Source organism: Cupriavidus sp. GW822-FHT03E04, assembly GCF_058801495.1.
In genome coordinates this window covers 28,833-49,858 of record NZ_JBXANI010000005.1, presented here as the reverse complement: position 1 = coordinate 49,858, position 21,026 = coordinate 28,833, and the positions used below count along the sequence as shown (strand labels likewise).

Genomic DNA, 21,026 nt, shown 5'->3' with positions numbered 1-21,026 from the left:
AAACATGATGGTTTTTCCATCCAGAAGTCCCAGCCGGGACCGCGCCGGGATGACATCCACCGAACCGCTGCGCCTGGTGCGCCAGGCGCAGCTCGATCGCCTTGGCAGCGAGACCTTCGACATCCTCATCGTCGGCGGCGGCGTGACCGGCGCCTATGCCGCGTTGGATGCCAGCCTGCGCGGCTATCGCGTTGCCCTGGTGGAGAAAAACGACTTTGCCTCCGGCACGTCGTCCAAGTCCTCCAAGATGGTGCATGGCGGGTTGCGTTACATCGAGCAGGGCAACCTTGGGCTGGTGCGTCATTCCCTGCTGGAGCGCCAACGCCTGCGCAGGAATGCGCGGCACCTCGTGCAGCGCTTGCCGTTCCTCTTTCCCGTGATGGAGAAGGACGGCGTGTTCGACAAGCGCCTGTCCAAGGCATTCGAGAGCCTGCTCTGGACCTACGACCTGGCGGGCGGCTGGCGCGAAGGCATCCTGCATCAAAAGCTCACCAAGGCCGAGGTGCTGTCGCATTGCCCGACCTTCAACGAGGATAACCTGCTCGGCGGCTTCATGTACTTCGATGCGCGCGTGGACGATGCCCGGCTCACGCTGAACATCGCCCGCACCGCGGCCTTTCACGGCGCGGCAGTGGTCAACCACGCGAAGGTGGTGGAGATCACGCGCAATGGTCACGGCAAGGTCGACGGCGCCATCATTCATGCCGGGGATCGAGAGATCCGCGCCAGGGCCGGCGTCGTCGTCATGGCCACAGGCGTGTGGCTGCGTGACTGGACCGGCCGCAAGAAGGGCGAGGAAAAAACGCTGCATATCCGCCCGGCCAAGGGCGTGCACGTGGCCATTCCCTGGCTCAAGGTCCGCAACGACTGCACCGTGACCATCCCCGTGCCGGGGCGCAACCGCCGCGCCACCATCACACGCTGGGGCAACGTCTCCTACCTGGGCACGACGGACGAAGACTACGAAGGCGATCTCGACAACGTCTGCTGCACCCGCGAGGAACTCGATTTCCTGCTGGACGGCGCGCGCTGGGCGTTGAAGACGGACCTGCAGGCCAAAGACGTGCTGGGTAGCATCGCGGGCTGCCGGCCGCTGGTGGCGCCGCCGGGGGGCAAGACGCTGGAGATCAAGCGCAACCATGAGATCCATACCGCCGCCGATGGCCTTGTCACCATTGTCGGGGGCAAGCTGACCACCTCCCGGCACATGGCCGAGCAAACCATCGACGCGGCCCAGAAAGTGATTGGCCAGCGCAACAGATGCCAGACCAAATCCGCGTACCTGCTGGGTGCCGCGGGATACGACGCGCAGGCCATCGTGGCCTCCGGCGGCTTGTCCGCCCACCTGGGCGAGCGTTATGGCACGGAAGCCCGCTTTGTCAGCGACATCCTGCAGGGCGATGCGCGCCTTCAGGCGCCGATTGTCGAAGGGCTTCCCTATACCGAAGCGGAGATCGTCTACGCCGCGCGCCACGAGCTGGCGGGGAGCGTGGACGATGTGCTCTCGCGCCGCATCCGCGCCCGCCTGATGGCGCGCGATGCCTCGGCGCGCGCCGCGTCCCGCGTGGGCGCAATCCTGCAGGCCGAGCTTGGCCTGTCCGAATCCGTGGTGGCGCAGCAGGTCAATGACTACCTGGCTGCCGTCGCACATGAAAAATCCGTTCTACTGGGAGATGCACAATGATCAGCAAGGAAGCCATCAAGCGCGGCTACAACCGTGGCAACTACATCGTCGGCGCGCACACGCCGCCGGCCTATGCGGCCACCATCAAGGAAACCGCCGGGATGCCCGGCCTGCAGCGCAACGCCGTCGCCGTGGACGCCGCGCACATCGATGCGCTGCGCGGCGTGGCCGATGAGGTGCTGACGGATGCCGCCAGCGTGGTGGCCTGGACGCGCGATTGGTGGGCCGGCTCCATGATGACCGAGACCGCGGGCCGGCCGGCCACGCCGCAGGCCGTCATCGTGCGCGTGTCCACGATCGCGCAGATCCAGGCCGTCATGCGGATCGCGCACGCTGCGGCGATCCCGTTGACGGTGTCGGCGGGCCGCAGCAATGTCACCGGCGCTGCGCTGCCGGTGCGCGGTGGCATCGTGCTGGACGTGTGCGAGCTGAACAAGGTGCTGGGCTTCGACAGGGAAAGCCAGATCGTCGAGGTGGAAGCCGGTCTGTTCGGCGACGTGTTCGAGCAGACCATCCAGAAGGACTACGGCATGACGATGGGCCACTGGCCGTCGTCCTTCGCCATCAGCACCGTGGGCGGCTGGGTGGCGTGCCGCGGCGCCGGGCAGCTTTCCACGCGCTACGGCAAGATCGAGGACATGGTCTTCGGCATGGATGTGGTGCTGGCCGACGGCAGCCTGATCAGCGTGGGTGGTTACTCGCGCGCAGCACTCGGCTCGGACCTGCAGCAACTGTTCATCGGCTCGGAGGGCACGCTCGGCGTGATCGTGCGCGTGCGCCTCAAGCTGCATCGGCTGCCGGACTACGGCCGCGCCATCGCCTATGGCTTCAAGACCTTCGCCATCGGCCTGGAAGCCTGCCGCGAGATCATGCAGCGTGGCGCCAATCCCGCAGCCCTGCGCCTGTATGACGAGCTCGAGAGCCGCGTGCAGTTCAACCTGCCCGACACCAACGTGCTGCTGATCGCCGACGAAGGCGCGCGCGAGATGGTCGATGCCGTGATGGCCATCAGCGAAGGCGTGTGCAAGGGGCTCGGCGATGCGCTGGACAGCGAAGCGATCTTCGAGCGCTGGCTGGATACGCGCTACCTGACCGGCAAGAGCGCGGAAGGCTTCAAGCGCAGCCCCGGCTTTGTCGCCGACACGCTGGAGATGTCCGGCCCCTGGAGCGACCTGCCCGCCATCTACACGGATGTGGTCAACGCCATCAACGCCGTGCCCGGCACGCTGGCCGGCTCCGCGCACCAGTCGCATGCCTATGTGGACGGCGCCTGCCTGTACTTCTCGCTGCGCGGCGAGGTCGAGGTGGAGAACCGGGCGAAGTGGTATCGCCAGGCCTGGGATGCCGCCAACGCGGTGTTGATCAAATACAATGCCGCGTTGAGCCACCATCACGGCATCGGGCTGCTGCGCGCGCCGTATATGCGCGAATCGCTGGGCAGTGCGTTTGCGGTGCTGATGGCGGTCAAACAAGCGCTGGATCCCAAGAACATCCTCAACCCCGGAAAGCTCGGCCTGACGGACGCGCTGCCCCACGACCCGGATCGGTAAGCACCATGGATAAGTCCCTCGGGGCACGCCTGACGCGGCACCCGGTTATCGCGACGCTCTTCGGTGTCGAGCAGGCCGATATCCTGATCGAGAGCCACGCCGAGGTCTGCATCGTTGCCAACGTGGAGCTGCGCAAGTTGCAGCCCGTGGTGGCCACGCTGACCAAGGCCGGCAAGTACGTCATCGTCAATATCGACAGCTGCGAAGGGCTGTCGCAGGACAAGGGTGGCGTCGAGTATCTCGCCGATATCGGGGTGACCAGTCTCGTCTCGACCCGGGTGGCCACCATCCAGCGCGCCAACCGGGCCGGCCTGATCACCATGCAGAAGGTGTTCGTGACCGACCGTTCGACCTGGCCGCGCAGCGTCAAGGCGCTGGAGCAAAGCGATCCCAACCTGGTGCAGCTGATGCCCGCGCCCATGCTCGCGCATCTTTCCACCCAGGACCGCAAGGCGCTGCCGCCTATCGTGACCTCGGGGTTCGTCTGCAACAAGGACGACATCCGCAGCGCGATCCGGGAAGGCGCCGTGGCGGTGTCCACCAGCGACAGCAAGCTGTGGAACCTGGAGCCCTCTGAGCTGAAGTCCTGAGGTTCTGAAGCCCTCAAGCCTGATCGAGCGAAAGCACGCCTGCGCGTGCTTTCGCTCGCCGGGCGCTACTCAGGCCCTGGCGCCGTCGGTGTACGGGTCAACCTGGCGAGCGCCTTCGCCGAACGAGTCGAACTTGCCGGTGCGGCCGCCGTCGGTGTATGGGTCCACTTTGCCGGCCCGGAAGTTGTAGCCGTAGCGGTCACCATAGCGGTCACCATAGCGGTCACTGTAGAGGGCACGGTCCTGGGGGCCGGCGGCCTGGGCGGCGCCGGCGAGCAAGGCCGCTGCAAGCGCTGCGGCGGTGAGGGTGGCAACAGCAAATTTGTTGTGCATGGTGTGCTCCTTGAAAGCGGGGTTCGGCCTCTTGCGTGCCGTTGGGTCTCGTGACGTTCTTGACGTTCGTGACATAAATGGGGAGGGGTCAGAGAGGAACGATCTTCGGCTCGCCGGAGTCGGGCCACATCAGCGGCCCGTGATAGCTCGGCGAGCCGCACGGGAACGAGTTCGGGATCGCAGGCATTTCCGGCATTCCGGGCAGCTTCGGAAATTCCCCATAGCCGGGGTCCCTGCGGACGACCATGGGCATGGGGTAGACACCGGTGCCGCCGGTCACGGCGATCCGGGCGGCCTGCTCAAGCTCGCTGAGGCGAGGCAGGTTTCCGATGGATAGGGTGGACATGGCCTTCTCCTGAGTGGGTTGCGGTGGAAGAGCGCCGGGCTCGACGCTCCCCCTTCACCACGCACACGGCATGCCATGGCCCGGCGCCGCGCAGTGTGCGCGGGCGGGCATAAATCCGGTGGAAAACGATGGTGCCGCGCCAACACGCCGGGCAAGCGTCGGCGGCGCACAGACACCTGCGCAGGATTTTTGTCCGTGACTTGCGCGACACCGTTGCGCCTACATCCCCTTGAACGCGTCCGCATAAAGCCGGCTGACCCCCAGCTTTTCCGGCCGGTCGCGCAAGCTCAGTGTGAGCTTGCCGCTGTCATCGCGCAGCGCGCTGGCAATGGCCGTGCAGCGTACGATGGTGCTGCGGTGGACCTGCCAGAAGCACGCCGGATCGATCCGCATCTGCAACTCCCGCAGCGACATGCGAATCAGGTGCTCGCGCTGCGCGGTGACCACCCGCACATACTTGTCCGCGGCCTCGAAATACAGCACCTCGTCAATCGGCACCATCGTGATGGTATTGCCGGCGCTGGCCTGGATTACCTGCAACGGGTTGGCCGCCGGTGCGGCTGGCGGCGCGGGCATGCCAACGCCAAGCAGCGCGCGCAACTGATCCATGGCGGCGTCCAGCGATGGCGGGGCGCCTTGCGGGGCCGCACGCTGTTGCAACGTGGCCTGCAGGCGCGCGCAGGTTTTTGCCAGGCGGCCGGCCTGCACGGGCTTTAGCACGTAATCGACTGCCGCATGCTCGAATGCGTGCAAGGCGTATGTGTCGTAAGCCGTCACGAAGACGATCAGCGGGAACGGCTTGGCCGAGTCGGGCCAATCCTCGGCCAGCGTCTGCGCTGCCTCCAGTCCGCTCATACCCGGCATGCGGATATCCAGGAACAGCAGATCGGGCTGCAGCGCGAGCGCCTGCGCCACGGCAGCCTCGCCGTCGCCTACGGTTGCGACGATGTTAAGCGTCGGCCACAAGCGGGCCAGCTCCGCCTGGAGGTCCGCGGCCAGCAGCGCTTCATCCTCGGCGATCAGGGCAGTGGTTTGCATGGAGGCGATATCGGGCAGGGTGGGCGGCAGTCAATCAGGATAGCGGAAGGCGCACGATGGCCAGCGTGCCGCCGTCGCTGCCATCGCCGCAATCGCCGGCGCGCAGCAGCTGGAAGCTCGCGGCTTTGCCATAGAGCTGGGCGAGCCGTTCGCGCACCTGCGATGTGCCAAAGCAGTCAGAGCCAGGCGGTAGCTCGCTCAAGCCCACGCCGGTGTCGCGCACGGCGAGCACCAGCGTGCCGCCTTCGCGGCGGGCCGTCACCTTGATCCAGCCGCCCGCGACGATGGGCTCCAGCCCGTGCTTGATGGCGTTCTCAACCAGTGGCTGCAGCAGTAGCGGCGGCACAGGCAGGTTGGCCAGGCCAGCGGGCAGGTCGAGCTCGACCTGCAGCCGCGCGCCCATGCGCACCTGCATCAACGCCAGGTAGTCGGCAATGCGATCGAACTCGCATGACAGCGGATGCGGGCCGGAGCGCGACGCCTGCAGCGTGGCGCGCAAGAACGAGATCACCTGGTTCAGCATTTCTTGCGCGCGCTGCGGATCCTGCCCGATCATCACGCGCAGGTTGCCCAGCGTATTGAACAGCATGTGCGGCTCCAGCTGCGACTCCAGCAAGCGCAGCTGGTTCTCCGCGGCGCTGCGCATGGCCGCCTGCACCCGCGCGTCCGCAGCCGCCATGCGCCCGCGTGCATAGTGGAAGTAAGAGATGCCGAGCGCCAGCACCAGCGCCACCGTCATGCTCAGCAGCAGGGCGCGCGGATTGCGCATCAGCTCCAACGGCGTGCCGTGGCTACCGGTGAGCACGTTGGCAATCGCATGCCCGCCAAAATAGCCCACCACGCCAGATACGACGATCCACGGAAACATCCACTTCCAGTCCGGCCAGCGCCGCGGCGTGGTGGAAGCGCCCGGCGAGGCATTGGGCAGCCGGCGCGTGAGGCCATAGCGGCCCAGCTTCACCAGCGCCTGTATCATCATCGTGATGCACAGGGCATAGGCCAGGTTCATGCCAAACGGCTCGCGGAACACGACGGAGAAGAAGCCGGCGGAGCCGAACGCCACGGGCACGCCAATCCGCAGTTCGCGAAACAGCCAGGCCAGTTCCTTGGCGGGATAGCGCATGATGCGCTGTGGCCGGATGTCAGCCACCAGCAACGCCTTGCGGCATCTCAGCCTGCGGGCGCCGCGCGCGCAGTTCCGCCGTGGTACTGCCCTCGCCATGCGGCGTCCAGCCCGGCGGCATGAACAAGTACCCAAGGAACGCGCGCAAGCTGCGCGCCCCGGCCAGGTCGCGCAACAGATGCACCCACTGCGTGAACTCGATGCGCAACGGATTCGCGCTCTCGATCGGATGCACAAGGCCATACCGGCAGGGCAGGTCCTCGCGCTCCTTCACGTAGGTGCCGAACAAGCGATCGAACACCACCAGCACACCGCCATAGTTCGCATCCAGGTACTCAAGGTTGGATGCGTGATGCACCCGGTGCGCCGAAGGCGTATTGAAGATCCCCTCCAGCCAGCCCAAGCGCGGAATCCACGTCGCATGAATCCAGAACTGATAGAGCAGGTTCAGCGATAACACGGCAAACACGATTCGCGGCTCAAAGCCAATCCAGGCCAGCGGTACGAAGAACAGTGCCGTGCCGGTCAGCTTGCCGAGCACCCCGATGCGAAATGCCGCCGACAGGTTCAGCTGGTTCGGCGAGTGGTGCACCGCGTGGTTGCTCCAGAACCACCGCACCCTGTGGGCCGCGCGGTGATACCAGTAGTAGCAGAACTCCTGCCCGATAAACAGCAGCGGCAACGCGATCCAGCCGGTGGGATGGATCGTCATCCAGCGGTGCTCGAACGCCAGCCGCACCAGCGGCGCCGCGATCGACAGCGGCAAGGCAATGCCCACCGCGATGCGCGCCACCAGATCCAGCGCCGACACCCCGAACGCCCGCCAGTCGTAGCGCTGGCGGCGCGACAAGACGATGGCCTCGATCAAGGCGAATGCCAGTACCGACGGGGCCGCGATAAACAGCTGAAACTGATCGAGTGCGTTCATGGCTGTAGACCTGGACGTGGTTCCGGATAGCGGTTGCTGGCTTCAGTGGCTGGTTTCAGTAGCGGCCTGAGTGATCAGCCCGGCACGCTGTTGGGCATTGCCTGCCGGGTCAGCCTCCAGGTCACCAGGCTACGTGAGAGGAAGATACCGCTAACGGCACCATAGATAAAGCCGATCGGCATCGCCACGCCGCCGTGCCACAGCAAGCCGGGGTTTACCGCCATGGCCACGCTCACGCCGTAGCGGGTGATGAACAGGCAGAGGATCAACGCCAGCGGCACCCGGCTTGCGGGCACCAGCAGGCGGCGATCGGCCTCCAGCCAGCGAATGCCGCTCCAGGCGCCGATGGTGTGGGCCAGCGCCAGCGCGACAGCTACACCCACTCCCCATCCAAGCAGCGCGAGCGGCTGCGCAGAGAAAGCCGAGATGACGCCGCCCAGCGAGACCGCCGCCATGGCCACGGGCACAGCCGTGGCGCGTGCCGGCGTCATCCGCCTGGGGACGGTTTGCGAGAGGCCGAGCGCGATCAGGCCCGCGAGCAGGATCCAGACCCATCGGGGCGTGTGGTGGAGCATTTCAGTGAGCATGAGGGCAACCAGTCTTGTCAGGGGGAAACGCGATGGTGCTCATGTTCGGCTGATGCCGGCTCGGTGTGCGGATCAGTGCGATGAAACGCCGGATGGTGTCGCGAAGTGCGGGCGGTGCAGGTCGAGTCGCCAGCGCGTAGCTGCCGGTCCCGGGCGAGGTAGCCGGAGCCGGGTGTATCTGGCTTCGCTTTCGGGGGGCGCCAATTGGCCTCTATCCAGGCTGAGGAAATCTGGCCATGGAGATATCGGCCAGGTATGACCCATCGGGCAGACGTATCCGCTTCTCGAAACGTCCCTCCTGAACAAAGCCAAAACGTGCATAGAGAATGCGAGCCCGCCTATTGGTCTCGCGCACGCGCAGTTCGATCTTTTCGACGGCCGGTGTGCGATCCGCCCACGCAAGCAGTGCTGCCATCAGCGCGGTGCCGATCCCAAGGCCAAGGTGCCCGGGATGGACGACGATCGTCAGCGTGAACACGTGCGCAATGGACTCCAGTCCCAACGGCTCAAGCAGTGCGTGGCCCACCAGCTTGCCGTTGACCTCGGCTACGAGATAGGCGCCCTTTGTGGAGAGGACTTCGATCTTTTGCGCGAATGCGGATTCGTGGAACTCATGTTGCCGCGATATAAGCAGGCCGGGGGTGGCGGCTATAGTCCGCTCGGCCGAGCAAAGCGCCGGGGCATCTGCCTTGGTCGCTTTCCGGATTTTCAGGGTCTCTGGCATGGCAGCCTTGTCTATGGAGTGCATTGGTGCCGGGGGACGTCTCTGGCTGATGCGGGCTTTTCTACACCCCACGAGCCTTGTAATCAGCTAGTACCACCCGATAGGCCGCGACGGCACCACGCGAAAGAAACAGCCGCCGTGACTCAAATGCGCGCAGCCAGAATTGAACCACGGCTTGAGGAACGCCCTTCTGGTTTGCAGCTTGCTCGACAATATTGGCCACCTCGATTTCCAACAGCGCTGCATAGGTGCCTCTGCTGATTGCAACCCGATGCCCATGCTTTGGCGCAACCCTGTGAAATGGGCCCTCGATCGGCACGTTGTATAGCGCTCTGCGGTCGGCGATGCAGAAGGCGTAGGCAAGGTTCTCCGCCTCGGTCCCTATCAGGCCGGCAATCGTCCCGCGGCGCGAAAGCGGATGTGCCTTGGCCGCGAACTCTTCCGTGCCGTAGATGCTGTGGAATGCTCCGGCCCGTGCAACGAAGTCGGGATTGCCCCAGGCGGCAAGAAGCGCATAGGTTCCGATCAGATGCGCGGACAGGGGGCGGCCGTGGTGATTGATGTCATCCGCTCCCAACTCTGATAGCGCGTCGCGCAGCGTGGCTGCGTCGGTGATCTCACGGTTCATTTTCTTGCTTGCCGTCATTTGGGCACCAGGCAAATGATAGCTGCGCCACGATTGGCAATGCGCAAGCGTTTGCTGGTGCCGGGCGGGCCTGTGGGGCCGGGGCGTTGTAGGCGCTCCCTCCGCGCACCGGGAATACCCGTATTGGAAGAATCATCCAGCCGATCATAATCCTGATAATGATGATCATAAATAAGCTGTAAGCGATGTCCAAGGATCCCAAGCCCCAAATCTCTGGCACCAGGCGCGTGAAGCGCTCAGACCAGGTGGTCACCGACATCAAGCGCTGGATCGTCCAGACTCACCAGAAGGTCGGCGATAAGCTGCCGCAGGAGGCGGCCCTCATCGAGCAGATGGGCGTGGCGCGCGGGACCGTGCGCGAGGCGCTGGCCGCCCTGCAGGTGCAGGGCCTGGTTACCGTCAGCACCGGGCCCAACGGCGGCGCCACGCTGGCGCAGCCCTCGTACGATCGGTGCCTGGAGGCTGTCTCCAATTTCCTGTACTTCCAGCCGGTCGATATTGCCACGCTGTACGCCTTGCGCCGCGCGGTAGAGCCCGAACTGGCTGCCAACGTCGCACTGCGCCTGACCGACGCTGACCTGGCCGAGCTCGACGCGCTGATCGGGCTGAGCCATCCGGCGCACGGAGGCAGCGCGGACTGGAACGAGCGGCGCGAAGCGGACCTGCTGTTTCACGACCGGCTGACCGATGCGTGCAGCAGCCCCATGCTGGCGCTGTTCTGCCGCTTGCTCAACGACATCATTCGCCGCGTGATCGTCGTGCGCAATGCGCAGGACAGCTTCGAGCGTTTCGACGATGAAATCATCCACAGCCACACGGGCCTGATGGACGCCTTCCGCGCGCGCGATGCCGACCGTGCACGCGCGCTCATGCACGAGCATATGGAGCACGCCGAAGCCCTGGCCCTTGAGGCCGAATCACGCGTCGACCGGGCAAGCCTGCTGATGAGCCCTAGCGACTAAGCCACCGCCGCGCGGGCCCGCCCGCCGGCATCCACCATCCGCCTCGCCAAACTCCCACTTTGCATTGGGGGCGGGATCGCTTTTGCCCGAAATTCCTGGAGTCTCAACGTGAATACCCCCGAAACGCTGTGGCGCTGGAGCGCCGTCGATATTGCCGCCGCCGTGCGCCGCCGCGACATTTCCTGCCGCGAGGCCACCGCCAGCGCGCTCGCACGCATCGAACAGCTCAACCCGCGCATCAACGCATTGGCAGAGGTGCTGGCCAAAGACGCGCTGGCGAGTGCCGATGCGGCTGACCAGCAAGTCGCCAGCGGCGCGCAACTTGGCCCGCTTCATGGTGTGCCCGTCACGATCAAGATCAATGTGGATCAGGCCGGGCACGCCACCACCAACGGCGTGATCCCGCTCAAGAACAACATCGCGCGTGAAGACGCGCCCGTGGTGGCGCACTGGCGCAATGCCGGCGCCATCATCGTGGGGCGCAGCAACACCGCCACCTACTCGTCGCGCTGGTTCACGGACAATGGCCTGCACGGCCGCACGCTCAACCCCTGGGATCCGGATATCACGCCCGGCGGCTCCAGTGGTGGCGCCGCCGCTGCGGTGGCTTGCGGCATGGGCGCGCTAGCCCATGGCAACGACATCGGCGGATCCATCCGCTATCCGGCCTATGCCTGTGGCGTGCCCGGCTTGCGGCCCACCATAGGCCGCGTGCCCGCGTACAACCCCAGCGCCAGCGCTGAGCGCAGCATCACGCCGCAACTGATGTCGGTACAGGGTGCCATGGCCCGCAGCATGGCTGACCTGCAGCTTGGCTATCACGCCATGGCGCGCTACGACGCGCGCGATCCAGCGTGGGTGCCGGCGCCGTTGGAGTTGCCGCCGCCGGTGGGCCCGATCCGCGTGGCGCTCTTCAAGCACTGCCCAGGCATTCCCATCGACCCGGCGGTGAGCCACGCACTGGACAGCGCCGCCCATTGGCTGCAGCAAGCCGGCTACACGGTGGAAGAAGCCGCTTTGCCGGATTTCCTTGAAGCCGCCGCGCTATGGCGCACGCTGATCACGGACGACAGCCGCCGCAACATCATCGCCGGGGTGGACCAGCACGGCGACGAAGCCATGCGGCGCAGCCAGCGCAACATGATCGAGGGCATGGCGCAGACCAGCCGCGATGGCTTTCTCGATGCATTGGCGCGGCGCCAGACACTGGCGCGCAACTGGTCGGTCTTCCTGGATAGCTATCCGCTGGTGTTGATGCCGGTGTCATGGCAGCGGCCCTGCGCGCAGGACGCGGACATCGGCACGCTTGAACAAACGCACGCACTGCTCGACGCCCAGAGCCCGCTGCTCGCCACCGCCATGCTTGGCATGCCGGGCCTTTCGGTACCCACGGGCATGGCCGGCGCCATCCCCGTTGGCGTGCAACTGATGGCCTGGCGCTTCAGGGAAGACCTGCTGCTGCGAGCAGGGCAGGTCATCGAAGACGCAGCACGCTTCACACCATTCACCGCCCGGTAATCTCCCCGCAAACCAACCAGGAGCATCCAATGAACGACCGCAACCATAACGCCGCTGTGCGGCTCTCGCGCCGCGCCATGCTGGCCGGCACTGCCGCCGTCCTGTGTGCGGGCAGCGTGATCTCGCGTGCAGCGTGGGGCCAGACTGTCTCGCGCATCATCGTGCCGTTCCCGGCCGGCGGGCCAGCCGATTTCATGGGGCGCTTGCTGGCGGAGAAGTTGAAGGATGCGATGGGCCGCACCGTGATCGTCGACAACCGGCCCGGCGCCGGCACCCGCGTGGCGGCCGAAGTCCTGAAGAACGCGCCCGCGGACGGCAACGCCGTGCTGCTGGCGCCAGTGGACCCGATGTTCATCGGTCCGCTGATCTACAACAACATGCGCTTTAATCCCGTTACCGACTTCAAGGCCATCACCGATGTGGCCGGCGTTCAGTTCGGGCTGGCGGTGAGCGCCAGCTCGCCGATCAAGACACTGGCAGATTTTGTCCAGGCGGCCAAGGCCCGTCCCGCCGAACATTCCATCGGCATCAGCACCGTTGGCACGTTGCTTCATTTTCTCGCGGTGGAATTCGTTGCCCAATCCCATACGGGCAGCACCCTGGTGCCCTATCGCGGGGGCGGCCCCCTGGTCACCGACCTGATGGGCAACCAGATATCCGCCGGCATGGACGCAACCACCACCTTCATGGAATATCACCGCGCCGGCAAACTCCGCGTGCTGGCGGTGGCCGGCGACAAGCGTGCCGATGCGCTGCCCAATGTGCCCACGTTTGCGGAGTCCGGATTCCCAAACCTGGTGACCTCGTCGCGCTATCTGCTGTATGTGCGCGCGGGCACCGCGCCCGACGTGGCCGCGCAGTGGGGCGACGCCGTGCGCAAGGTCCTAGCCATGCCGGACGTGCGGGAGAAGCTGGCGCGCACCGGGTATGACCTGCTGCCGGGTGGCGCGCCGGATGAGGTGGCCAGGTATGCGAACGCCCTTGCCGCGCGCTGGACGCCGGTGATCAAGGCTTCGGGATTCAAGGGGGATTGAGGGGGCGCCGATTGCCCGCGCGCGCGGCAGCCGGTGTCGCCCGGCGCACGCAACTTGGTCTGTCGTCTCCAACGATTTCGCCTATAACTGTACGGTGGTACGTCCGGCACACCAATGCAAGGGAGACTTTCCATGGGCAAGCGCATCACCATCGACGTAGCCGACGGCAGCTTTGCCGCCTATCTGGCCACGCCATCCGCCAACGCGCGCGGCACCGCCATCGTCGTGATCCAGGAGATCTTTGGCATCAACGCGGACATGCGGCAGACGTGTGACGACTTTGCCAGCCAGGGCTTCGTTGCCATCTGCCCCGACCTGTACTGGCGGCAAGAGCCCAATGTGGAGCTGACCGACAAGACCGAGGCCGAATGGAAAAAGGCGCTGGCGCTCTACACCGCGTTCGACGTGGACAAAGGCGTGGCAGACCTCGATGCCACCATTCAGACCGCACGCAAAGCGCCGGGCGTGAGCGGCGGGGTAGGCACGGTCGGCTATTGCCTTGGCGGCCTGCTGGCGTTCCTGACCGCGGTGCGCACCAACGCAGATGCCGCGGTGTCCTACTACGGCGTTGGCATCGACAAGCATCTGGCCGAAGCCAGCAAGCTGTTAGCGCCGCTGTTGATGCACATCGCCGAAGAAGACGAGTTCGTGCCGCCGCAGGCGCGCGCAACCATCATTGAAGCCCTGCGCGAGCGCCCCAAGGTGGAAATCCACACGTACCCCGGCTGCATGCACGCCTTCGCGCGCAACGCTGGCGTGCACTACAACGCCGACGCAGCCAAGGCCGCCAACGCGCGGACGCTGTCTTTCTTCCAGGCGATGCAGTAATCCGGCAGGTCCCGCTGCAACCCACAAGGAGGTCATTCCATGAGTGAGATCACTACCAAGGACGGCACGCACATCTTCTACAAGGACTGGGGCACGGGCCAGCCCATCGTGTTCCATCACGGCTGGCCGCTCAGCGCGGACGACTGGGACGCGCAGATGCTCTTCTTCCTCTCCAAGGGCTTCCGGGTGATCGCACACGACCGCCGCGGCCACGGGCGCTCCACGCAGACCGACACCGGCAACGAGATGGACACCTACGCCGCGGATGTCGCCGCGCTGGCCGCCCATCTGAACCTGAAAAACGCCGTGCACATCGGCCACTCCACCGGCGGCGGCGAGGTGGCACGCTACGTCGCGCAGCACGGCGCCGGCCGCGTAGCCAAGGCGGTGCTGATCGGCGCCGTGCCGCCGATCATGGTCAAGAGCGCCACCAACCCGGGCGGCCTGCCGATGGAGGTGTTCGACGGCTTTCGCAGGCAGCTAGCCGCCAACCGGGCACAGTTCTACAAGGACGTGCCGTTCCCGTTCTACGGCTTCAACCGGGAGGGGGTCAAGCCATCCGAAGGCATCATGGCGAACTGGTGGCGCCAGGGCATGATGGGCGGGATCAAGGCGCACTACGATTGCATCAAGGCGTTCTCGGAAACGGACTTTACGGAAGACCTCAAGAAGATCGATGTGCCGGTGCTGATCCTGCATGGGGACGATGACCAGATCGTGCCGATTGCGGATTCGGCTTTGCTGTCAGCGGAGCTGGTGAAGCAGGGCACGCTGAAGGTTTACAAGGGGCTGCCGCATGGCATGTGTACTACCCATCCTGAATTGATCAATCAGGATTTGCTTGAGTTTGTTCGGAGGTAGGGCACGGAGAATGCGGTAATTCTTGGTGTTGCCCTTGGTGGGCGGCCTGCGGGTTTGGGGGCGCGCTGACGTGAGAGTTTTTAGCCTAGCTGACGCGCGGGGTGTCTCTTGTGGGCGGGGTTTTACTGCTTCTAGCTGCTGGCGCGGCTGTACGGTGTTGGCCGATTTAGAACGTGTGAGATGTCACTTTTCTTTACTCGTAAAGAAAAGTAACCAAAAGAAAGCGATCCTTGCAGGAGGCTGGCGTGGCGTCATTGGGAGCCCCAATGGTTTCGTCGTACGGCCCCGGGTGCTAATGGACTCGTGCCGTTACCAGTTTAGACCACCACGACCTTGCTAATGCCCAGGGTTTCGTGGTGGCCCCCACCGGTAGCCACCACCACGAATTTCAAGCCGTCTGTCGCTCGCGGAGTGACTGGCCACGAAGTTGCATGCGTCCCGTTTCCGTCGTGGGCGCGGTGGCACCGGATTGAAGGGCCGAAGAACTCCTTCACCGCGCCCACCTCACCACGAAACCATCATAGCGTGATATATCGTGGCGCTGCGAACCGGTACCGGCAGATGCGTGAATGAGCAGGGATGCCGCTACCGAGCAGCCTCACCACGAAACCGGTGTCATTGACAGGATCGTGGCCATTCAAACCGGTAACGGCACGAGGCCATTAGCACCCAGGGCCGTACGACGAAACCATTGGGATTCCCAATGACGCCACGCCAGCCTCCTGCAAGGATCGCTTTCTCTTGGTTACTTTTCTTTACGAGTAAAGAGAAGTAACATCTCACACGTTCCAAAACGGCCAACACCGTACAGCCGCGCCAGCAGCTAGAAGCAGTAAAACCCCGCCCCCAAGAGACACCCCCCGCGTCAGCGGGGCTACAAGCGAGCAAGTCTCGTCTCAGCGTCCAGGAACTAGCCTACCAACTCGAGGAACTTCGTAGTCGCGCGCAAAGCATCGCGCAAGAAAGCTGCGCCGACCTGCTGCGCGTCAGTGCAGGGCTTGGTGCCGTTCTCAGGCTGCTGGATTTTGATAGCGACGATGTGGAGGACAGCCACGGTCTGCACTGCCTGCTGACCCCGTTGAAGCAGCAGCTGGACGAGGCATTGAACCGCGTGCAAGGCATGCTCTAAGCCAGCGCGGCAGGGCAAGTTGTGCCACCCTCCCGCAAGCGGGGGAGTGGCCGCCCGTAGCCGCCCTATCAGCCACTCGCTCACTCAGCCACTCAGCCACTAAACACCGCAATACACTCCACCTCCACCCTGGCCCCGAGCGCCAACCCATTCGCCCCAAGTGCACTGCGCGCCGGATAGGGCGCCTGGAAGAACTCCTTGTAGACCTCGTTGAACACCTGCCATTCGCTGATGTCGGCCAGAAAGATGGTGCATTTGGCGACGTGCTTGAGCGACAGGCCGTGTGCTTCCAGTGTGATGCGGATGTTCATCAGCGCCTGCTTGGCTTCTTCGCGGATGCCGCCGGGCACCAGGCGGGTGCTGCCGTGGACGATGCCCATTTGTCCGGAGAGGTAGAGCATATCGCCAACGCGCACCGCCTCGGAGAATGGCAGCCCTGCGGGGAGGACTTTGCCGGAGTTCAGGAATTCCATAGTGCACCCTGTCGGTGAGAGCCTTGAATGCCGCTTTGCTATCCGCCGGCCAATGCGCAGCCGGGTGGTGGCAATGCGGTCTTCAAGTCTAGGACATGGGTGTTCAAGACCCCAACCGCCGGCCATCAAAAGTCCGCTTCGGCGCTGTCGGTGCTGTCGGTGCTGTGCCCCGCAGGGCTGGCAGCACCAGGACGATCATTGCGCCGCCGCAAACCGGTCGGTAGCGGCAATCAGCTGATCCATGATGCCGGGCTCGGTCCAGGCATGCCCCGCCCCTTCAATCAGATGCAGATCCGAGCCCGGCCATGCCTGGTGCAGCGCGTAGGCGTAGCGGGCCGGGCAGGGCATGTCGTAGCGCCCGTGCACGATCACGCCGGGGATGCCGGCAAGGCGATGCGCGTCGCGCAGCAACTGGCCGTCTTCCAGCCAGGCGAGATGCGTGAAGTAGTGGTTCTCCAGCCGCGCAAACGCCAGCGCGAAATGGCCGTCGTCATGCTTGGCGGTGTTAGCGGGGTCGGGCAGCAGGGTGATGGTTTCCCCTTCCCATACGCTCCATGCGCGGGCGGCCTCCAGCTGCTTTGCCGTATCGCTGCCGGTCAGGACCTTGCGGTAGGCGGCCATCATGTTGCCGCGTTCGGCTTGCGGGATGGGCGCTTGGAAGCGGGCCCATTTCTCGGGGAACACTTCGGATACGCCGTACTGGTAGTACCAATCGAGTTCCGCCCGGGTGGCGGTATAGATCCCGCGCAGCACCAGTTCGCTGGTCCGCTCGGGGTGCTTTTGCGCATAGGCCAGCGCCAGCGTGGAGCCCCAGGAGCCGCCAAAGACCAGCCAGCGCTCTATGTTGGCGAGCTTGCGCAGGCGCTCGATGTCATCCACCAGGTGCCACGTGGTATTGGCCTCCAGCCCCGCGTGGGGCGTGGAGCGGCCGCAGCCGCGCTGGTCGAACAGCATGACGTCGTAGCGCGCCGGATCGAACAGGCGGCGATGGTCGGCCGATATGCCGCCACCAGGGCCGCCATGGAGGAAGACGGCCGGCTTGGCGCCGGGTGTGCCGACGCGTTCGTAGTAGACAACGTGGCCGTCGCCGACATCGAGCGTGCCGGTTTCATAGGGTTCGATGGCGGGATAGAGCGAGCGAGGTTGCGGCATGGATCGGGTTCCCAGGGTGAGCGCGTAGTGCAAGAGTGTATCGCCGTTGCCGGTGCCATCTCCACCCGGGGTGCCGCAGTGCAATCAGTGCGGTGGGGCTTGTCAGGCCGCTGCCATGCACGCCTGGCAAGCCCCCCAACGCGCTAGGCGTTCCAGGTGTCGTCGCTCAGGAAGTCGTCGTTGCCCGATGCGTCATCCAGAAGGCCGCTGTCCAGTGCCGCATCCGGTGAGCCCAGCGGCGAGCGGTCGTCATTACCGTAGTAGTTGTTGACGACGGTCTCCGTTGGCTGCGCCCCTGCGCCTGGCTGTCCCAGCAAGCCGCTTGCGCTGTTGCCATTGCCGTTGCGATGGAACATGTTCTCGATGCCCTGGAACAGGAGCGCGCCGCCGGCCACGCCGGCTGCCGTCGTGGCAATGCCGCCCAGCGCGCCGCCCAGGCCACCACTCAGGAAACCGGGCCGGGATGGCTGCACGGGTGCAGGCTGGACCGCCTGGAAGGCCTGCGGCACTGCCACGGGCGCGGCCATCGGCGGCGGCATGACGGGGCTGGGTGCCACGCGGTTGGCACTGTTGCCCCAGGCGTTTTCCGGGTCGAGGAAGCGATTGGCGCCGTTGGCCTGCGCCATCTGCAACTGGCTCTGCAGCGTGGAGATCTGCGCCTTTGCCGTCGCCAGGGCATGGTCAAGCATCATGGCGCGCTGGACCAGCAGGTAGGCGGCATCCGGCTGCCTGGCAACCGCGTCGGCGATGAGGGCGTCCGCCTGGGGGTCCTTGGCGCCAGCCCTGGCCTGCGTGAGTTGGGTCAGGAAGCCTTCCAGCGCTTGCATTTCTTGGGGGGTCATGGCAGCTCCTATCCGGGATCCGGGTTGTCTTGTGTGATCGCAGTCTACGGGCCGAGTCTTAAGCGAGGCTTAAAAAAAGCCGATCAGATGTGATTGTCGCGCCTCGCGGCCGCATCAGGCCGCATCAGGCCAAGTGGGGCCGATTCAGGCCGGGCAGGCTCCCCGCCAGATATTTTGGCGGCGGTGTCGATTTTCGGTATCCCGATTCGTCGTAGTATCAGGGCCGCCCGTCAATCCTGATCCGGGCTCAGGACGTGCGGCACCCTCAATCCACTCAAGGAGAGCGACGATGCGTGTCATGGTGATGGTGAAGGCAACGAAAGAGTCAGAGGCTGGCGAAATGCCCAGCACGGAGCTGCTTACCGCAATGGGCAACTTCAATGAAGAACTCGTCAAGGCCGGCGTGATGCTCGCGGGCGAGGGCTTGCACCCGAGCGCCAAGGGCAAGCGGGTGCAATTTTCTGGCAGCCAGCGGTCCGTGGTCGACGGACCGTTCGCAGAGACCAAGGAGGTGGTCGCCGGGTTCTGGCTGTGGCAAGTCAAGTCCATGGAAGGGGCTGTCGAATGGGTCAAGCGCTGCCCCAACCCCATGCAGAGCGACTCCGAGATCGAGATTCGCCCGCTGTTCGAGCTCGACGATTTTGGTGCCGAGCTCACGCCTGAGCTGCGGGCGCAGGAGGAGCGCTTGTGGGCGGAGGCGCAAGACGCTGCGAAGAGGACGCGCTAAGGCTAAGCCAAGGCCAGGTCATGACAGTGTTGAGGCAGTGTTGAGGCCGTGTTAATGCATGCGCACCAAGGCGCTCTGACGGCGCCTTTCTGCTCTAAACTTGGCTTTTTCCACCTCACCATCAGGTAATTGAATGCCAAAACAGCAAAGCACATGGGCCCGGCATGTCGCGGCGGGCGCCATCGTGTGCGTAACGCTCATGGCGGGATGCGCCGCCCAGCCCCCCGTCAGTGCGGTACCCGACCCGGGCCCGCAGGGCGGCCGCGGCACGCCGGAGGGTTGCCAGGCGGACAAGCTTGGCGACGAAGCCCTGATCGGCAAGAGCGAGGCCAATGCCGTCGCCTTGCTCAACGGCTGCGCATGGCGATTTGGTGACCGGGAAGGCCAGCAGATGCCCGGCACCATGGACTACAACCCGCAGCGCCGCACGCTGGATGTCAAGGGTGGCAAGGTGACCGCGGTACGCCGAGGCTGAGGCCGTCCAAGGCCTGGGTCGCGTCGTGCTTTGCGTCTCGGATGCGATTCGCATGGCCTTGCGCGGCCATTCAGCCGACGCGGATACCGGCTTGCCCGACAATCTCCGCGGCTTGTTCCACCGAGATGATGGCGCCCTTGAACGAAGCCGCGGCAGCCATCAGGTTCAGTCCGCCAAGTTCGGCCAGGCGGAGGTCCGCGCCATCGAAGCGGGCTTGCTTCAGGTTGGCGCCGCGCAGGGTGCCGCCATCGAACAGGGCATCCCGGAAGTCGCAGCCGGCGAGGTCGGCATCGGACAAGTCGAGCTGCTCCAGGTGTTGCTTGCGGAATGACAAGCCGCGCAGGTCGCTGCCGACGAGCAGGGTGTTGTGGAACACCAGGCCCAGGGTGGCGGCCTCGCGGAACCGGGCGCCGGTCAGCTTGGTTTCCGTGAAGATGGCGCTGGACAGCCGCGCGCGGTCCCATTGCGTGTTGTTCAGGTCGCTGCTGCAGAATCGTGCTTCTACCGCGTCCACCAGCGTGAAGTCGGCGCCGGCGGCCTTGCAGCGCATCCACTTCGACTCGACGAGCTTCGCCCTTTTCAGTTGCGCGCCGGCAAAGTTGCACGTCAGGAATTCCACGGACGAAAAATCCAGCCCGTTCAGGTCTTGATCGTCAAATCCGCATTGCTCGAATCGTAGCTGGGCCGGACGTTGCGCAAGAATTTCAACGATGTCAGTGCGCGAGAGTGTGGTGTTGCTGATGGTGTGGGGAGTGGGGGCGGGCATGGAATTCGCGGTGGGAGCGTGGCAGCGTGGCAGCGTGGAAAACGCTCCAGGTCAATTTGGTCTGTCTTGTCAGTCTTGTCTATCAGCCTGGTCAGCCTGGTCAGGAGGTGGCCCTGTCGCACATGTCCAGCAACAGGGCAAGCAGGCGCGCCTTGCGTGGCGCATCGACGTCATAGACTTCGAACATCCCCGCAAACCACATGCCATCGGCCGCCAGCCTGCAGATGAGGAGCTGGTCTTCGGCGGCGGTGCCGGCGAGGTCATGCGCGACGGCGTCCGTCATGCGCTCGCTCCATGTCTGGCGGCACGAGGGGAGCGTCAAGGCCAGCATGGCGATGGCGCGCTGCGTTCCGATCGCGTTGTTGGAAGCCGTATCGTCGAAACACGTCTTGATGTAGGCGCGGGCATGCCTGCCTGGACGATCTGGCTCGGCAGACAGCGCGCGTTGATAGGTCTTGTCGAATTCCTCGAAGAGCTGGTCTCTCAGCGCTTCGAGCAGGGCATTCTTGCTGCGGTAGTGATATTGCAGCCCGCCTTTGGTCACGCCGGCGCGTTGTGCCACCAGGTCGAGCGTCACCGATTCAGGGCCTTGGGAGACCAGCAGGTCCCGCATCACGGACAGGCACTGGGCTCGGATTAGTTCGGGGTTCTTGGCGCGCTTGCTTGCTTCGGACATGATCAATCCAGCCAGATGGATTGATTATTCTAGC

General features: G+C 64.9%; 23 protein-coding genes and 1 pseudogene. 11 read left to right on the top strand and 13 right to left on the bottom strand.

The window, feature by feature from the left end; all coding sequences use genetic code 11:
- Positions 1–4 precede the first annotated feature (4 nt).
- The 3 genes from AC1RQC_RS07770 to AC1RQC_RS07760 are packed head-to-tail and all read left to right on the top strand — an operon-like array spanning position 5 to position 3,824.
- Complete coding sequence (locus tag AC1RQC_RS07770; RefSeq protein ID WP_492882884.1) at positions 5–1,684, top strand: glycerol-3-phosphate dehydrogenase/oxidase; 1,680 nt, start codon at positions 5–7, stop codon at positions 1,682–1,684.
- Entirely contained in the window at positions 1,681–3,234 is a 1,554-nt protein-coding gene (locus AC1RQC_RS07765) for an FAD-binding oxidoreductase (protein WP_492882882.1), read from the top strand. The genes AC1RQC_RS07770 and AC1RQC_RS07765 overlap by 4 nt, the downstream gene beginning before the upstream one ends.
- A 5-nt stretch (positions 3,235–3,239) precedes the next feature.
- Positions 3,240–3,824 (top strand): glycerol-3-phosphate responsive antiterminator, encoded by a 585-nt coding sequence (locus tag AC1RQC_RS07760; RefSeq protein WP_416049569.1) that lies wholly within the window; start codon positions 3,240–3,242, stop codon positions 3,822–3,824.
- A 69-nt stretch (positions 3,825–3,893) separates the two neighbouring features.
- On the opposite strand, the gene AC1RQC_RS07755 is transcribed toward AC1RQC_RS07760, so the two are convergent.
- From AC1RQC_RS07755 to AC1RQC_RS07720, 8 genes are all read right to left on the bottom strand, one after another.
- Positions 3,894–4,157: a hypothetical protein gene (locus AC1RQC_RS07755; RefSeq protein ID WP_492882880.1), complete on the bottom strand. Its 264-nt coding sequence runs from the start codon at positions 4,155–4,157 to the stop codon at positions 3,894–3,896.
- 88 nt (positions 4,158–4,245) lie between these two features.
- On the bottom strand, positions 4,246–4,503 hold the full coding sequence (locus AC1RQC_RS07750) for a hypothetical protein (protein WP_492807902.1): 258 nt from the start codon (positions 4,501–4,503) through the stop codon (positions 4,246–4,248).
- Positions 4,504–4,722: 219 nt separating this feature from the next.
- Complete coding sequence (locus AC1RQC_RS07745) at positions 4,723–5,541, bottom strand: LytR/AlgR family response regulator transcription factor (protein WP_492373061.1); 819 nt, start codon at positions 5,539–5,541, stop codon at positions 4,723–4,725.
- Between the two features lie 34 nt (positions 5,542–5,575).
- Positions 5,576–6,691 (bottom strand): sensor histidine kinase, encoded by a 1,116-nt coding sequence (locus AC1RQC_RS07740; protein WP_492373062.1) that lies wholly within the window; start codon positions 6,689–6,691, stop codon positions 5,576–5,578.
- Positions 6,684–7,592 (bottom strand): sterol desaturase family protein, encoded by a 909-nt coding sequence (locus tag AC1RQC_RS07735; RefSeq protein ID WP_492807897.1) that lies wholly within the window; start codon positions 7,590–7,592, stop codon positions 6,684–6,686. Before AC1RQC_RS07735 ends, AC1RQC_RS07740 begins: the two co-directional genes overlap by 8 nt.
- Positions 7,593–7,666: 74 nt before the next feature.
- Positions 7,667–8,179 (bottom strand): DUF6622 family protein, encoded by a 513-nt coding sequence (locus AC1RQC_RS07730; RefSeq protein ID WP_492882877.1) that lies wholly within the window; start codon positions 8,177–8,179, stop codon positions 7,667–7,669.
- Positions 8,180–8,390: 211 nt separating this feature from the next.
- Positions 8,391–8,903 carry a GNAT family N-acetyltransferase gene (locus AC1RQC_RS07725; protein ID WP_492882875.1) on the bottom strand — a complete coding sequence of 171 codons (513 nt, stop codon included), beginning with the start codon at positions 8,901–8,903 and terminating at the stop codon, positions 8,391–8,393.
- Positions 8,904–8,964: 61 nt separating this feature from the next.
- Complete coding sequence (locus AC1RQC_RS07720; protein ID WP_492882873.1) at positions 8,965–9,549, bottom strand: DUF6817 domain-containing protein; 585 nt, start codon at positions 9,547–9,549, stop codon at positions 8,965–8,967.
- 227 nt (positions 9,550–9,776) lie between these two features.
- On the opposite strand from AC1RQC_RS07720, the gene AC1RQC_RS07715 reads away from it, so the two are divergent.
- The 6 genes and pseudogenes from AC1RQC_RS07715 to AC1RQC_RS07690 form a co-directional block, all read left to right on the top strand.
- Positions 9,777–10,511 carry a FadR/GntR family transcriptional regulator gene (locus tag AC1RQC_RS07715; protein WP_492807891.1) on the top strand — a complete coding sequence of 245 codons (735 nt, stop codon included), beginning with the start codon at positions 9,777–9,779 and terminating at the stop codon, positions 10,509–10,511.
- A 108-nt stretch (positions 10,512–10,619) separates the two neighbouring features.
- Entirely contained in the window at positions 10,620–12,029 is a 1,410-nt protein-coding gene (locus AC1RQC_RS07710; RefSeq protein ID WP_492807890.1) for an amidase family protein, read from the top strand.
- A gap of 29 nt (positions 12,030–12,058) precedes the next feature.
- Positions 12,059–13,063 (top strand): Bug family tripartite tricarboxylate transporter substrate binding protein, encoded by a 1,005-nt coding sequence (locus AC1RQC_RS07705; protein ID WP_477133111.1) that lies wholly within the window; start codon positions 12,059–12,061, stop codon positions 13,061–13,063.
- Positions 13,064–13,195: 132 nt separating this feature from the next.
- Positions 13,196–13,891 (top strand): dienelactone hydrolase family protein, encoded by a 696-nt coding sequence (locus AC1RQC_RS07700; protein ID WP_492373069.1) that lies wholly within the window; start codon positions 13,196–13,198, stop codon positions 13,889–13,891.
- A gap of 39 nt (positions 13,892–13,930) precedes the next feature.
- Positions 13,931–14,752: an alpha/beta fold hydrolase gene (locus AC1RQC_RS07695; protein WP_492373070.1), complete on the top strand. Its 822-nt coding sequence runs from the start codon at positions 13,931–13,933 to the stop codon at positions 14,750–14,752.
- A gap of 892 nt (positions 14,753–15,644) precedes the next feature.
- Positions 15,645–15,881: pseudogene (locus AC1RQC_RS07690) on the top strand (DUF1484 family protein); the annotation flags it as partial.
- 92 nt (positions 15,882–15,973) lie between these two features.
- On the opposite strand, the gene AC1RQC_RS07685 reads toward AC1RQC_RS07690, so the two are convergent.
- The 3 genes from AC1RQC_RS07685 to AC1RQC_RS07675 form a co-directional block, all read right to left on the bottom strand.
- Entirely contained in the window at positions 15,974–16,354 is a 381-nt protein-coding gene (locus AC1RQC_RS07685; protein ID WP_150993268.1) for a RidA family protein, read from the bottom strand.
- A gap of 195 nt (positions 16,355–16,549) precedes the next feature.
- Positions 16,550–17,506: a prolyl aminopeptidase gene (gene pip / locus AC1RQC_RS07680; protein WP_492882871.1), complete on the bottom strand. Its 957-nt coding sequence runs from the start codon at positions 17,504–17,506 to the stop codon at positions 16,550–16,552.
- A 143-nt stretch (positions 17,507–17,649) separates the two neighbouring features.
- A complete protein-coding gene (locus tag AC1RQC_RS07675) occupies positions 17,650–18,348 on the bottom strand; it encodes a DUF2076 domain-containing protein (RefSeq protein ID WP_492373863.1) in 699 nt (232 codons plus the stop codon).
- Positions 18,349–18,637: 289 nt separating this feature from the next.
- On the opposite strand from AC1RQC_RS07675, the gene AC1RQC_RS07670 reads away from it, so the two are divergent.
- Both AC1RQC_RS07670 and AC1RQC_RS07665 read left to right on the top strand, forming a co-directional pair.
- On the top strand, positions 18,638–19,075 hold the full coding sequence (locus tag AC1RQC_RS07670) for a YciI family protein (protein ID WP_492882869.1): 438 nt from the start codon (positions 18,638–18,640) through the stop codon (positions 19,073–19,075).
- A 133-nt stretch (positions 19,076–19,208) separates the two neighbouring features.
- On the top strand, positions 19,209–19,550 hold the full coding sequence (locus tag AC1RQC_RS07665) for a hypothetical protein (RefSeq protein WP_492882867.1): 342 nt from the start codon (positions 19,209–19,211) through the stop codon (positions 19,548–19,550).
- 70 nt (positions 19,551–19,620) lie between these two features.
- Here the strand turns inward: AC1RQC_RS07665 and AC1RQC_RS07660 are convergent, their stop codons facing one another.
- A complete protein-coding gene (locus AC1RQC_RS07660) occupies positions 19,621–20,316 on the bottom strand; it encodes a pentapeptide repeat-containing protein (protein ID WP_492882865.1) in 696 nt (231 codons plus the stop codon).
- Positions 20,317–20,416: 100 nt separating this feature from the next.
- The gene (locus AC1RQC_RS07655) at positions 20,417–20,992 is read right to left on the bottom strand and encodes a TetR/AcrR family transcriptional regulator (RefSeq protein ID WP_492373860.1); all 576 of its coding nucleotides are present in this window, start codon (positions 20,990–20,992) and stop codon (positions 20,417–20,419) included.
- Between the last annotated feature and the right edge of the window lie 34 nt (positions 20,993–21,026).